This is a genomic window from Kribbella sp. NPDC004875 (genome assembly GCF_042873375.1).
Classification (GTDB): domain Bacteria; phylum Actinomycetota; class Actinomycetes; order Propionibacteriales; family Kribbellaceae; genus Kribbella.
On record NZ_JBIALI010000009.1, the window covers coordinates 32,729 to 45,594 of the forward strand.

Here is a 12,866-nt window from a genome sequence, read left to right on the forward strand (position 1 = left end):
TTACTTGTTGACCGCGGCCTTGAGGGCCTCGACGCGGTCGGTGCGCTCCCAGGTGAAGTCTTCGCCGGTGCGGCCGAAGTGGCCGTTCTTGGCGGTCTGGGCGTAGATCGGCCGGAGCAGCTCGAGGTCGCGGATGATCGCGGCCGGGCGCAGGTCGAAGACCTCGCGGACGGCGTCGGCGATCTTGCCGACCTCGACCTTCTCGGTGCCGAACGTGTCGACGTAGAAGCCGACCGGCGCGGCCTTGCCGATCGCGTACGCGACCTGGCACTCGACCCGGTCCGCGAGGCCGGCGGCGACGATGTTCTTCGCCACCCAGCGCATCGCGTACGCCGCCGACCGGTCCACCTTGGACGGGTCCTTGCCGGAGAACGCGCCACCACCGTGCCGCGCCATCCCGCCGTACGTGTCGATGATGATCTTCCGCCCGGTCAGCCCGGCGTCGCCCATCGGGCCGCCGATCTCGAACCGGCCGGTCGGGTTCACCAGCAGCTTGTAGTCGGTCGAATCGATGTCGAACTGCTCGAGCACCGGGTCGACGACATGCTTCTTGATGTCCGGCGTCAGCATCGAGTCCAGGCTGATGTCCGCCGCGTGCTGGCTGGACACCACCACCGTGTCGATCCGGACCGCCTTGTCACCGTCGTACTCGACCGTGACCTGGGTCTTGCCGTCCGGCCGCAGGTACGCCAGGGTGCCGTTCTTGCGCACCTCGGCGAGCCGCTCGGACAGCCGGTGCGCGATCGTGATCGGCAGCGGCATCAGCTCCGGCGTCTCGTTCGACGCGTAGCCGAACATCAGGCCCTGGTCTCCCGCCCCCTGCAGGTCCAGAGCGTCCTGGGACGCGGCCGAGCGCGTCTCGTACGCCGTGTCGACACCCTGTGCGATGTCCGCCGACTGGCTCCCGATGGCGACCTGCACCCCACAGGACGCACCGTCGAAGCCCTTCAGCGACGAGTCGTAGCCGATCTCGAGGATGCGCGACCGCACGATCCCCGGGATATCGACGTACGCCGTCGTGGTGACCTCACCCGCGACGACGACCAGACCCGTGGTGATCAGGGTCTCGACCGCGACCCGGCTCTTCGGGTCCTCGGCCAGCAACGCGTCGAGGATGGAGTCGCTGATCTGGTCAGCGATCTTGTCCGGGTGACCTTCGGTCACGGACTCGGACGTGAAAAGGCGCCTCGCCACAGTTCTCCCTCGGATTCCTCTCGTGCCGCCCGGCTGAGCGTTGACACGGCCGCGCGATCCCCCCATGCACCGGCGGTTGGCGATGCATCTTGGGAAGTATGCCAGCAGTTTCCCGCGAGGTCCCGGCGACGCTCCGAAATCATCCGGAATACGAGACCCTTCTCCACATTCTGGACAATCCGCCCGATTTCACGCGTGTGGGCCGACGGCCACGTCGCCGAGTGTGAGCGACGGCGTACCGCCGAGGATCGCTGCCAAGCGGTCCACCTCGACGTCCAGGAGCGCGCGCCGGCGCCGGTCGAGCGGGGTCAGCGCCTCGACCGTGACCCGCACAGTCCGGCCGGACTTCTTCTGGTGCCAAACCCCGGCGACGACACCGTCGACGAGCAGCAGCGGGTAGTTGCCGGCCTGGCCACGGGCGGTCGCGCGCTCGAACGCGCGACCGGGGAACAGCAGTTCGCGTGGATAGCTGCCGACGCCGTACGCGTCGAAGTACGGCAGCAAGCGGACGCCGCTCGCGCGTTCATCCGGGAAGTCGTTGTCGCCGGGCGCGACGTACGCGATCTCGCCGTTGAGGACGACCTGCGGCAGGTCGTCGAAGTACGGCTTGACCTGTGCCGGGGTCGTCTTGAGCCAGCGAGCGAACTGCTGCGGTGTCGCGGGACCGTAGGAGTAGAGGTAGCGGTGCAGGAGTTCGGTGAGCGCCTTCTCGGCGGGCATCGGGTCGAACGGCCTTAGCCGATGCGGGTTCGAGTACGTCGTGAGCCGCCCGCGCATCGGCCCGTGACAGAGCACGCCGGCGTTCGCGGCGACCGAGATCGCCTGCCGCCAGCGCGACCACTCGCCCTGGAACGCGGGCAGCGTCGGTGCGTGCGCCCACGGCCCGGTCCGGCGTACGACTTCCTCGGACAGCTCGTCGACGGTCAGGTCCTCGTGCGCGAGCGCCTCGCCGATCGCGACGATCACCTGGTCGATCTCGTCGGCTGTCATCCGGATCGGCACCGGCTGCTGCGACGCCGGCGGAAGGGCGGACAACGCGCCGGTCCACATCGGCAGGTCCTCCAGCGGCAGCAGATGCACGGTCCCGCGCGGCCCGAACGTCTTCACGAGCCCCTCGTCCTGCTGGACGGTCGCCCGCGTCGCCCCGTCCACCCGCAACGCCACCGAGGCCTCCCCCGCCGCCGCGATCTGCGCATGCGCCCCACACATCGCCCGGACGACGTCCACCGCCGTACCAGCAGGCTCCACCAGCCAATGCCGCCGCATCCGCCGAGCAACCACGGCCCCCCAGGTGATCTCCACCCCCACGACGCTAACCCCAGAAGCGGCCACCCCCCGACCTCTTCCACCGGCCTCTTCCACCGGCCTCTTCCCCCACTCCACGCCCACCCCACCCGCGCCCCGCGCAACCCCACGCCCACCCCACCCACGCCCCGCGCCCGGCGCACCCCCGCCCCGCCCGCGCCCGGCGCACCCCGCCCCACCCGCGCCCGCGCCCGGCCCACCCCACCCACGCCCATCGTGCATTTGATGGGTGAACCCTTCCAGGTGCCCGTTTCCCTCGGGTATGCGGAGGGGGAACGGACAAGCCGAGGGGTTAACCCCGGCGCGGATCAGCCGGCCTCGCGCGGATCGGGCGGCGTGGCGGGAGCGGGAGAAAGCGGAGGGGGAACGGACAAGCCGAGGGGTTAACCGCGGCGCGGATCAGCCGGCCTCGCGCGGATCGGGCGGCGTGGCGGGAGCGGGAGAAAGCGGAGGGGGAACGGACAAGCCGAGGGGTTAACCGCGGCGCGGATCAGCCGGCCTCGCGCGGATCAGGCGGTCTCGCGCGGATCAGGCGGTCTCGCGCGGATCAGGCGGCGTGGCGGGAGCGGGAGAAAGCGGCGTGGATGTCGGTCAGGAGCCGCTCGGGGTTGTTGAAGTCCGTCCAGTAGGCGCGGACGACCTGGAGAGCCAGCGCGCGCAGCCGATCCTCACGGATCTTCTCCCGCATCACTACCTCGCTCGGCGCATCCGCGTACTTCAACTGACCGTCGAACTCCACCACCGTGTTGAACTCGCGGAAGAAGAAGTCGACCCGGGCGACGATCCCCCGACCGTCGCGGAACACGACCTGCAGCTCAGGAGCAGGCAGGCCAAGGTCCGCCATCAGGACCCGAAGGCGAGACTCCCCGACCGACTCCGAGCGTGCGTCGCTGAAGTTCAAGGCAGCCCGCGCCGTCGCGCTTCCGGGCCAGTACTGCGTGACGTCGAACAGCCGGCGTACCTCGTCCGCGCGGATCGGATGATCGCGGAGCGCAGCGTCGAAGGCCACGACGGCCGCCTCGAAGGACGTCGTACACGCGGTTTCGAACACCGCGCGAGCGACAGTCGTGACCGCCAGACCTTCAACTGTCGTGAGGTCCGCGTCGGCCAGGTCGCCGGCATGATGATTGACGCCCGCGATCGTCCCGCTCGTCGTCCCGTCCAGTGGAGTGACGTGGACCCGTCGCAGGTCGAGGTCCCAGAGTGGCAATCCGTGGAGCGCGAGCGCGGATTGATGACTGATCGCGATTCTGCTGCTGCGCCGTGAGTTCACCACCGCATGAACCATCCGCAGATGTTCCTCCCGTGCGCGGATCCACGGCTCGAGTGCGGACAGGTCAAGCCGCTCGGCGTACTGCCCGTGCCGGATGCGGACCCACCGGCCGTCCGTGAGCCGTAAGCGAATCTGCTTCGGGGTGTAGCCGCTTGCGAGTGCCTGGTGCCGGCCGAACACACCGCGCTGTCGCTCCGCCACCAGTCTGAGCTTCGAATTCACCCCAACAGCATCCCCGCCCCAAGCCCTCCCCGGAGCCCCAACCGTCCCGCCTGTGGAAAAACCGTTTCAGAGGTTCACCTGTGAAAGTGCCGGTTGGCCCACCGCACACAAGGCAGGAACGGACCAGACCACAGGTTCACCCCTCAAATGGCCCGTTGTGCGGGGCGGGGTTGCGCGCGCGGGGCGGAGCGGGGTTGCGCGGGGCGGGGCCGGGATTGCGCGGGGCCGGGATTGCGCGGGGAGAGGCCGGGATTGCGCGGGGAGAGGCCGGGATTGCGCGAGGAGAGGCCGGGATTGCGCGGGGCGGGGCGGGTCAGGGCCAGTGGGTGGCGACCAGGTTCCAGATGACGCCGGCGAGGGCGTCTTTGCTGCCGGAGGGGACCGGGAGGGCGGTGCCGGAGCGGTCGAGGATGACGGCCTCGTTGACGTCGCTGCCGAAGACCTTGCCGCCGGAGACGTCGTTGACGACGAGCAGGTCGCAGCCCTTGCGTTCGAGCTTGGCGCGGCCGAGCTCGAGGACCGTGTGATCGGCGTCGCCGGTCTCCGCGGCGAAGCCGACGATCACCTGGCCCGCGCGGGCGCGGTCGTGCGAGACGGTCTGCAGGATGTCCGGGTTCTGCACCAGGTTCACCGCGGGCACCGAGCCGTCGGCGGTCTTCTTGATCTTGTGCTCGGCCACGTCGGCGGGGCGGAAGTCGGCCGGGGCCGCCGCCATCACGATCGCGTCCGCGTCGCCCGCGCGCCCGGTGATCTCGTCGTACAGATCGCGGGTGCTGGTCACCGGGACGACCTGGACGCCGGCCGGATCGGGCAGCTCGGAGTTGGCCGCCACCAGCGTGACCTTGGCGCCGCGGGCGGCGGCGATCCGGGCCAGCGCGTAGCCCTGCTTGCCGGACGACGAGTTGCCGAGGTACCGCACCGGATCGAGATGCTCACGGGTGCCGCCGGCGCTGATCAGGACCTGCTTGCCGGTCAGGTCGGCGACCGCCTGGCCGGCCGCGCGGGCCGCCTCGTCGGCGAGCATCAACTGGCTGATCGCGAAGATCTCCGACGGCTCCGGCAGCCGGCCACGGCCCGTGTCGGCGCCGGTCAGCCGCCCGACGGCCGGCTCCAGGACGGTGATGCCGCGGGAACGCAGCGTCGCCACGTTCGCCTGGGTGGCCGGGTGTTCCCACATCTCGGTGTGCATCGCGGCCGCGAACAGGATCGGGCAGCGCGCGGTCAGCAGGGTGTTCGTCAGCAGGTCGTCGGCCAGCCCGTGGGCCGCCTTGGCGATCAGGTTCGCGGTCGCGGGCGCGACGACGACCAGCTCGGCGGCCTTGCCGATCCGGACGTGCCGCACCTCTTCGACGTTGTCGAACGGGTCGGCCGTCACCGGCTGCCCGGACAGCGCGGCCCAGGTTGCGGCGCCGACGAACTCCAGCGCGGCCGCGGTCGGCACCACCCGCACGCTGTGCCCCGACTCGGTCAGCCGCCGCAGCAGGTCACAGACCTTGTACGCCGCGATGCCGCCGCCGACCCCGAGGACGACGTTCGGCTTGTGCTTGGGCACGACGACAGCCCCCGGGTCGCTGGGGACACCGGGGGTCTCACCGGTTGCGGACATCTGCGTCGACTCCGTTCCCGGTCGTCAGCTGGGTCTTACTCGGACTTCTCCGCTGCCGCGGCTTCCGCCTCGGCCTCGGGGTCGATGTCGGTACAGGTCAGCACGCCGTCGTTGATCTCGCGCATCGCGATCGACAGCGGCTTCTCCTGGACGTGCGTCTCGACCAGCGGTCCGACGTACTCCAGCAGGCCCTCGCCGAGCTGCGAGTAGTAGGCGTTGATCTGCCGCGCCCGCTTGGCCGAGTACAGCACCAGCTTGTACTTGGAGTCGGTGTGGGTGAGCAGGTCGTCGATCGGCGGAGAGGTGATGCCGATGGCGACGGGCTGGTTGCCAGACAAGTTCAGCTCTTTCCAGAGATGGAGGGTGATCGAATCAACTTTACCAACTGATCGGCGGCCTCCCGAACCGAGGCGTTCACGATCGTGACGTCGAACTCCTTCTCGGCCGCGAGCTCCAGCACCGCGGTCTCGAGCCGGCGCTCGCGCTCCTCCTGCGTCTCGGTCCCGCGACCCACCAGGCGGCGTACCAGCTCGTCCCAGCTCGGCGGGGCCAGGAACACGAACTGGGCCTCCGGCATCGTGTCGCGGACCTGGCGGGCGCCCTGCAGGTCGATCTCCAGCAGTGCCGGCCGGCCCGCGGCGAGCTTGTCGAGCACCGGCTGCTTCGGCGTGCCGTAGCGGGCCGCCTTGTGCACCACCGCCCACTCGAGCAGCTCGCCGTCGGCGATCATCCGGTCGAACTCGGCGTCGGACACGAACAGGTAGTGCACGCCGTGCACCTCGTTCGGCCGGGGCTTGCGGGTAGTCGCCGAGACCGAGATCCAGACATCCGGGAACCGCTCGCGGATGTCCGCCGCGACGGTCCCCTTGCCCACCGCCGTCGGCCCGGCCAGCACGGTCAGCCGGGCCGGGGTCTCACCTGGGTGCGTGGTCATGGTCACACCAGTGTCCAACGAACCGGGCAGCATTTCGGTCTGGCTCACCCTGGATCACTCAGCTTCACTCAGCGAATTCGCGCTCGAGCGCGGCGATCTGGTTCGAGCCGAGGCCGCGCACCCGCCGCGTCTCCGAGATCCCCGCCCGCTCCATGATCTGCTGGGCGCGGACCTTGCCGACGCCCGGGATGCACTGCAGCAGCTGGCTGACCCGCATCTTGCCGATGACCTCGTTGGTCTGCCCCTCGTGGAGCACCTCCGTCGGAGACGCTCCCGAATGCCGGATCCGGTTCTTGATCTCGGCTCGTTCACGCCGCGCCGCCGCGGCCTTGTCCAGAGCTGCCGCACGCTGCTCTGGGGTCAAAGTAGGAAGTGGCACCGTTTCACCTGTCCCGTTGTATGGCTTCGCATGGGAACCTAACACGGGTACAGCCCTCGGCCGGGTCGCGGTGCAGGGAGTCGCGCGGCAAGCCTGCGTTTGGAACGATCAGTTGATCAGTTCAGCGCCGGGAGGTCGACCTTGCAGCTGTCCTTCGCCTGGCTGGAGATGTTCTTGTACGCCGTCATCACCGCGCCCGTCTCCTTGCTCAGCTTCGCCAGCTCGACCCGGTCCGAACCGGCCTGCTTCGCCTTCTCCGCGAAGCCGGCGACGACACCCCAGTCGTCCTTCACATCCGTCGGCGCGGACTGCTGGAGCTTCTTCGCGTCGTCCAGGATCTTCACGTAGTCGACCGGCTTCTGCGGGTCGACGTCGACCGCCTTGGCGGCGTACTTGGCGAGGTCCACACAGTAGGCCTGCTCGTCGGTGCAGGCGGTCAGGACACCGGCTCCGGCGGCCAGGGTGGCGACAAGGGCGAGAGAACGCTTCACGGCTTCATCCTCGGGGGTCGGGAGGTCGTGTCCGGCCGACGCTACCGGGAGTCACCAAACCATCCGAAACGAATACGTTCCGCCGTCCACCGGATGCGAACAGGACCGGCATCTGCAGCAAGGTGCAATCTGTGAGCAACCGCTTGCCCACCGGAACCGGCCCCTGAACCACTTCGACCATCAGGGCGAACGCATCCGGCCAGCGCCCGATCCGTGAGGCAAAGGGGTGGTGACCGGTGACACGTCTGCGCACAGCAACTCTGGCCGGCGTCTTGGCAACGCTGTCGACGGCAATGGGCGTGGTCGGCGTGACGGACGCCGACGCGAAAAGTCCGGAGCCGATCCGCCGGAACGCGATCGCGAGGCATTCGTTCGACATCCCGACCGCTGCGGACAAGGTCCGCCAACTGTCGCGAACGACTTCGACCTGGGCGGGCGACTACGCCGGGGACATTACGTTCATCCATCCGGGCGATCACAGCCTGGTGGTCCTTGTCAGCGATCACGTCAACGAGATCTACGACCGTGTACCTGCCGCCTTCAAACCGTTCGTGACCGTCAGCCTTGGCGGTGTCGCCGACATGGCTGGGTCGCCTGCCGACGACAGAGGGGGCTGGACCGGTGGGAACTGGATCGATGGCTGGAACAGCGGTAGCAGTTCCTCGGGCTGCACGGAAGGCTTCACCTGGCGGACCTGGGGCGGCGCAGTGCTCGGGAGTACGGCGAAGCATTGCGTCGCGCCGACCTCGTCCGACCCGTACAACGACTGGTCCAACAACGGCAGATGGCTCGGAAAGCGCAGTCAGGACGGGACCGGGACGCTTGACGTCACGCTCATGAACGCCGTACCCAGGTACGTCGTTCAATGCGAGCATCTGGGTTCGGCTGTCTGCCGGCGCGGTCGAAGAGCGGATCGTTACCACCGCCACCGTCAACGCGGAGGGGCAGGCCATCGCGTTCTACGGAAGGACGTCCGGAGGCGGCAGCGGGACGATCCTGATGCACGGCGCACCGCTGTACAACTCGTGGATTTACACCGACGCGAAGGCGGTCCGGCCCGGTGACTCCGGCGGACCGGTCTACCGAACGACCAGCACCGGGACCGTCGACGCCCGCGGGACTCTGTCCGGCGCCACTTGGGAGGACAAGGACGGTGACCGGAAGTACGACCCCGACGAGACGACCGGGATGATCTTCATCGACGCCGGACTGACCTCATCCGACTTGCGCGCTTCGATCTACACTCCGTGATCGCAGTGGGACGGCGCGCCGCGCCGTCCCACTGCCCGGATCAGTTGTTGCCGGCGCCCGGGAGGTCCATCTTGCAAGTGTCCTTGGCCTGCTTGGTGATGGCCTCCATCGAGGTCTGGATCTTGGGGCCGTCAGACTTCGCGAGTTCCAGCAGCTTGTTCGTGTCGCCCTTGGCGTCCTGGGCCTTCTCCGCGTAGTCGATGACGACCTTCCAGTCGTCCTTCAGGTCGTCCGGCGCGGACTTCGACACCTTCTTCATCGAGTCCAGCATCTTGCCGACCTGGTCGGAGTCCTTGATGTCGACGCCCTTCGCCGAGTCGACGTAGCCCTTGAGGTTGTCGCAGTAGTTGCCGCCCGAGCAGGCCGTCAGGGTGCCAACACTCATCGTCACAACGGCCGCGAGGGCTGCGAGCTTCCGCATCGTGTTCCTTACTGTGTCGCGCGGGAAGACCGTTGCTCCCCGTCCGCGGACACCTTTCCGAACGCCGGGGTCATCGCGAGCTCCGGCACGCCGTGAAGAACATCGCACGGCGTGACTGGAACCGGGTTGTGATCTGCCGCGTCGCGCCCGAACGAGACCGCCACCGCGTTCGCCGCGACGATCACCAGGATCGCCACCCAGTCGAGGACCGCCGGCCGCTGGTGCAGCACCACCAGCCCGACCATTGCCGCCAGCACCGGGTTCACGCTCATGAACACCCCGAAGAACTGCGCGGGAACCCTGCGCAACGTCAACAGGTCAACGAGAAACGGCACCGCGGACGACATCACCCCGGCCACCAGCGCGTACGACGCCGCGGCGGCCGTCGGCGGATGATGCCAGAGCACGACGGCACCGATCGGCACGTACGCGAGCCCGGACAGCCCGGCGGCCACGGCCGAACCCGTTGCGCCCGGCAACTCTCTCCCGACGACACGGTTCAGCAGGATGTAGAACGCCCAGCACATCGCGGCCAGCAGTCCCAGCCCGATCCCGAGGTAGTCCGTCGTCGCCTGCGGCCGCATCAGCAGCAGCACCGCCGGCGCCGCGACCAGCGCACACACCAGGTCGAGTACTCGCCGCGACCCGAGCAACGCGACGGCCAGTGGACCGAGGAACTCCAGCGTCACGCCGAGCCCGAGCCCGACCCGGTCGATGGCCGTGTACAGCGACAGGTTCATCACCGCGAACACCGCCGCCAGACCCACCACTGGCCGCCACTGCCGGGCCGTGATCGACCGCAACCGCGGCCGGCCGACCGCGAGCAGCACGATCGCCGCCACCCATTGCCGGATCGCCACCACACCTGCCGGACCGATCACCGGGAACGCCAGCGCCGCCACGGACGCACCGATCTGCGTCGAGAGTCCACTCCCGAGCATCATCGCCACACCGACCAACCGATTTCGCCTCACGCTGACGAGAGTCGGTCCCCGGGTGAGATGCGCAAAATGCATCGCGTCGCGAATCTATACGCTGGAGTCATGGATATCCGGCAGCTGCGATGTCTCGTCGAGATCGTGGACTCCGGCACGTTCACCGACGCGGCCATCGAGCTGGGTATTTCGCAGGCCGCGGTGTCGCGGAACCTCCTCGCCCTGGAGCGCGAGCTCGGCGTACGGCTCCTGCATCGCACGAGCCGTTCCCTGACGCCGACCACCGCCGGCGTGCGGGTGCTCGCTCGCGCGCGCCACATCCTCGCCGAGCTCGACGAGTTGGTCGCCGAGGCGACCAGTGGTCACACCCGCCTTCGGGTCGGACACGCGTGGTCGGCGTTCGGCAGCCACACGCGCGAGTTCCAGCGCCGGTGGGCCGCCAACCACCCCGGCGTCGAGCTCCAGCTGATCCGCACCAACACCACGACCGGCGGCCTCGCGGAGGGCCTCTGCGACCTCGCGGTCGTCCGCAGCCACCTCGACCTGCGCCGCTTCGCCCACGTGCTCCTCACCCAGGAGCAGCGGTACTGCGCTCTGCCGGCCGACGACCCGTTGACGCGCAAGCGGTCGGTGACCCTCGACCAGCTCCGCGACCGCACCCTCGTCATCGATCGCCGTACCGGCAGCACCACGGCCGATCTCTGGCCGGAGGACGCCCGACCGGCGCTGGAGTACACCCAGGACGTCGACGACTGGCTGGCGGCCATCGCCTCGGGTCGATGCGTCGGGATGACCCCGCAGGCGACCACGACGCAGTACCGCCGGGACGGGGTGACCTATCGTCCGGTGCGGGATGCGCCGCCGGTCGACGTACACCTGATCTGGAATCGGGAAGATCCCCACCCGGCGACCGAGGCGGCGGTCGGCCTGCTGAGGAAGCTCTATCAGGAGTCCAGCAGCTCGACCAGGTGACGCCGATCCGACGGTTTCCACAACACGTTCCGGATCTGCTCGATCCCGCCGACCGGCCAGCGTTCGGCAAGGCGTCGTACCTCGGGGTCCTTGATCCCGGCGTCGAGGGCGCCCAGGAAGTCTCCCCACAGGACCTTGAACGGCCGGCCGCACATCTGCTCCACGCTCATCTCGACGGGAGCCGTGACGCCGAGCCGATTGTGCAGCTCCCCGACCGCGCGGTACGCCGCCATCAGCGCTTCCTCGCGCCGCTGCCACGTCTCCGCCCGCAAGACCTCGCGCAGCACCGGCGTCATCGCCGGCCCACAGGACAGCCGACCGAACGCCGTACCGAACCACTTGCGGTACGGCGCGTACCGGCGCTCGATCAGGAAGCACAACCGCATCAGATCCTGGACCAGCTGAGCGCCGATCAACGCCGACCCGAGTTCGTCCCCCACCGATCCGGAACGGCCGACCAGGTTCATCTCCGGATGGACGCACCACCAGGCGGTGATCATCAGATAACGCCAGACGTCGTCCGGGTAATACGCGAGCCGGTCACGCACCGCCGCCAACCCGAGGTCGTCGTGGAAAACAGCGCCTGCGGTGAGTTGGCCCAGAATCGACTCGGGAAACGTCAACCAATCCCGCGGCGTCAACGGCAGATCGATGTCGATCACCAGTTGGTCGCGGAAATAGCCGCGCAGCGTGTGGATCTCGACCAACGCCGGGAAACCCTCGAAGGTCTCCGGAATCTCGGGCTGGATCTCCGCACCCTCAGGGACGAACAATAACGCGCGGGACTCGCAGTTGTGGTCGGTCGACATCGCGTCGTCGTACCCGAGGACTTCCGAGCCGCGGCCCAGCAGCGCCGCGCTGTACGGCCCGTCCACTTGCGGCCGCAGGACTTCTGTGTAGAAACGCTCGCACCTGCGCAGAACCGACATACGCAGGAAGATCGCACGCCGGCAGGCGGTAATTCAAGAGAAATCAGCAAATCCCGCGAAAATGGCTCGCGGGATTTGCTGATTCATATTCTACCGGTTTTTCCGGCGTTTTTCAGTAGCCGAGCGCCGTCCGGTACGCCGTGTTCGCGCGGTCGGCCGCATCCTGCAGGGCGGTCGCGGTCGGGCCGGCGCCGAGGATCTCCCGCGAGCTCGCCGCGACGACGTTGCGTACGGCGGACCCGAACACCTTCTTCAGGCCCTCGGCGGTCCCGCCCTGCGCACCCAGCCCGGGCGCGAGCAGGGGGCCGTTGATATCGAGGTTCTCCGTGGTCGGATTGATGGTCGCACCAACCACCGCACCGAACGAGCCGAGCCCGTCGGCGTCCGCGTTCAGCTCGCGCAGACCGTCCAGCACGGCACCTCCGACGGTCGAGCCGTCCGCCGTCCGCGCGGACTGGAACTGCGGGCCCTCGGGGTTCGAGGTGAGGGCCAGCACGAACAGGCCGGCACCGGACTCGCGGGCCTCGTCGATGGCCGGCTGCAGCGAGCCGAATCCGAGGTACGGGCTGACCGTCAGCGCGTCACACGCCAGCGGCCCCTTCTCCGAGAGGTACGCCGACGCGTAGCCGGCCATCGTGGTACCGATGTCACCGCGCTTGGCGTCGATGATCACCAGCGCACCGGCCTCCCGCAGCCGGATCGTGGCCTGCTCGAGAACGGCGATCCCCGCCGACCCGAAGCGCTCGAAGAACGCGGACTGCGGCTTGAACACCGCGACCCGGTCGGCGAGCGCGTCGACGACGCCGTACGTGAACGACGCCAGCCCTTCCGGGGTGTCCGGCAGGCCCCAGGCGTCCAGCAGGTGCGCGTGCGGGTCGATGCCGACACACAGCGGACCACGGGTGTCCATGGCGGCGCGCAGGCGGGCGCCGAACGGTTTGTTCCGCATGTCGC

The 12,866-nt window shown here is 68.8% G+C and carries 15 protein-coding genes; 3 read left to right on the top strand and 12 right to left on the bottom strand.

The features are described from left to right. The 8 genes from metK to ACFYRH_RS38065 all read right to left on the bottom strand — a co-directional run bounded on the left by metK (position 1) and on the right by ACFYRH_RS38065 (position 7,404). Positions 1 to 1,194, bottom strand: a complete 1,194-nt coding sequence (metK, locus tag ACFYRH_RS38030) for a methionine adenosyltransferase (protein ID WP_387785168.1) — start codon at positions 1,192 to 1,194, stop codon at positions 1 to 3. 189 nt (positions 1,195 to 1,383) lie between these two features. After that, entirely contained in the window at positions 1,384 to 2,496 is a 1,113-nt protein-coding gene (locus ACFYRH_RS38035) for a winged helix DNA-binding domain-containing protein (protein WP_387785169.1), read from the bottom strand. A 550-nt stretch (positions 2,497 to 3,046) separates the two neighbouring features. Next, on the bottom strand, positions 3,047 to 3,973 hold the full coding sequence (locus ACFYRH_RS38040; protein WP_387785170.1) for a type IV toxin-antitoxin system AbiEi family antitoxin domain-containing protein: 927 nt from the start codon (positions 3,971 to 3,973) through the stop codon (positions 3,047 to 3,049). Positions 3,974 to 4,307: 334 nt separating this feature from the next. Beyond that, a complete protein-coding gene (gene coaBC, locus ACFYRH_RS38045; RefSeq protein ID WP_387785172.1) occupies positions 4,308 to 5,600 on the bottom strand; it encodes a bifunctional phosphopantothenoylcysteine decarboxylase/phosphopantothenate--cysteine ligase CoaBC in 1,293 nt (430 codons plus the stop codon). Between the two features lie 35 nt (positions 5,601 to 5,635). After that, entirely contained in the window at positions 5,636 to 5,938 is a 303-nt protein-coding gene (rpoZ, locus tag ACFYRH_RS38050; protein WP_355478349.1) for a DNA-directed RNA polymerase subunit omega, read from the bottom strand. 2 nt (positions 5,939 to 5,940) lie between these two features. Then, positions 5,941 to 6,534 carry a guanylate kinase gene (gene gmk / locus ACFYRH_RS38055; RefSeq protein ID WP_387785174.1) on the bottom strand — a complete coding sequence of 198 codons (594 nt, stop codon included), beginning with the start codon at positions 6,532 to 6,534 and terminating at the stop codon, positions 5,941 to 5,943. Between the two features lie 64 nt (positions 6,535 to 6,598). Next, on the bottom strand, positions 6,599 to 6,913 hold the full coding sequence (gene mihF / locus ACFYRH_RS38060) for an integration host factor, actinobacterial type (protein ID WP_387785175.1): 315 nt from the start codon (positions 6,911 to 6,913) through the stop codon (positions 6,599 to 6,601). A 116-nt stretch (positions 6,914 to 7,029) separates the two neighbouring features. Beyond that, a complete protein-coding gene (locus ACFYRH_RS38065; RefSeq protein WP_387785177.1) occupies positions 7,030 to 7,404 on the bottom strand; it encodes a hypothetical protein in 375 nt (124 codons plus the stop codon). Positions 7,405 to 7,640: 236 nt separating this feature from the next. Here ACFYRH_RS38065 and ACFYRH_RS38070 point away from each other — a divergent pair, with 236 nt between their 5' ends. Beyond that, on the top strand, positions 7,641 to 8,468 hold the full coding sequence (locus ACFYRH_RS38070) for a hypothetical protein (protein WP_387785178.1): 828 nt from the start codon (positions 7,641 to 7,643) through the stop codon (positions 8,466 to 8,468). Then, on the top strand, positions 8,404 to 8,655 hold the full coding sequence (locus tag ACFYRH_RS38075; RefSeq protein WP_387785180.1) for a hypothetical protein: 252 nt from the start codon (positions 8,404 to 8,406) through the stop codon (positions 8,653 to 8,655). The genes ACFYRH_RS38070 and ACFYRH_RS38075 overlap by 65 nt, the downstream gene beginning before the upstream one ends. Positions 8,656 to 8,695: 40 nt before the next feature. On the opposite strand, the gene ACFYRH_RS38080 is transcribed toward ACFYRH_RS38075, so the two are convergent. Next, positions 8,696 to 9,076: a hypothetical protein gene (locus ACFYRH_RS38080; RefSeq protein WP_387785181.1), complete on the bottom strand. Its 381-nt coding sequence runs from the start codon at positions 9,074 to 9,076 to the stop codon at positions 8,696 to 8,698. Positions 9,077 to 9,084: 8 nt separating this feature from the next. Further along, positions 9,085 to 10,050 carry a DMT family transporter gene (locus ACFYRH_RS38085; RefSeq protein ID WP_387785182.1) on the bottom strand — a complete coding sequence of 322 codons (966 nt, stop codon included), beginning with the start codon at positions 10,048 to 10,050 and terminating at the stop codon, positions 9,085 to 9,087. Positions 10,051 to 10,119: 69 nt separating this feature from the next. Between ACFYRH_RS38085 and ACFYRH_RS38090 the strand changes: the two genes are divergently transcribed. Beyond that, on the top strand, positions 10,120 to 10,983 hold the full coding sequence (locus ACFYRH_RS38090; RefSeq protein WP_387785183.1) for a LysR family transcriptional regulator: 864 nt from the start codon (positions 10,120 to 10,122) through the stop codon (positions 10,981 to 10,983). Here the strand turns inward: ACFYRH_RS38090 and ACFYRH_RS38095 are convergent. After that, positions 10,956 to 11,912: a DUF4037 domain-containing protein gene (locus ACFYRH_RS38095; RefSeq protein ID WP_387785184.1), complete on the bottom strand. Its 957-nt coding sequence runs from the start codon at positions 11,910 to 11,912 to the stop codon at positions 10,956 to 10,958. The two genes, ACFYRH_RS38090 and ACFYRH_RS38095, sit on opposite strands and share 28 nt — an antisense overlap. 112 nt (positions 11,913 to 12,024) lie before the next feature. Beyond that, complete coding sequence (gene pyrF, locus ACFYRH_RS38100; RefSeq protein ID WP_387785555.1) at positions 12,025 to 12,861, bottom strand: orotidine-5'-phosphate decarboxylase; 837 nt, start codon at positions 12,859 to 12,861, stop codon at positions 12,025 to 12,027. Positions 12,862 to 12,866: the final 5 nt, after the last annotated feature.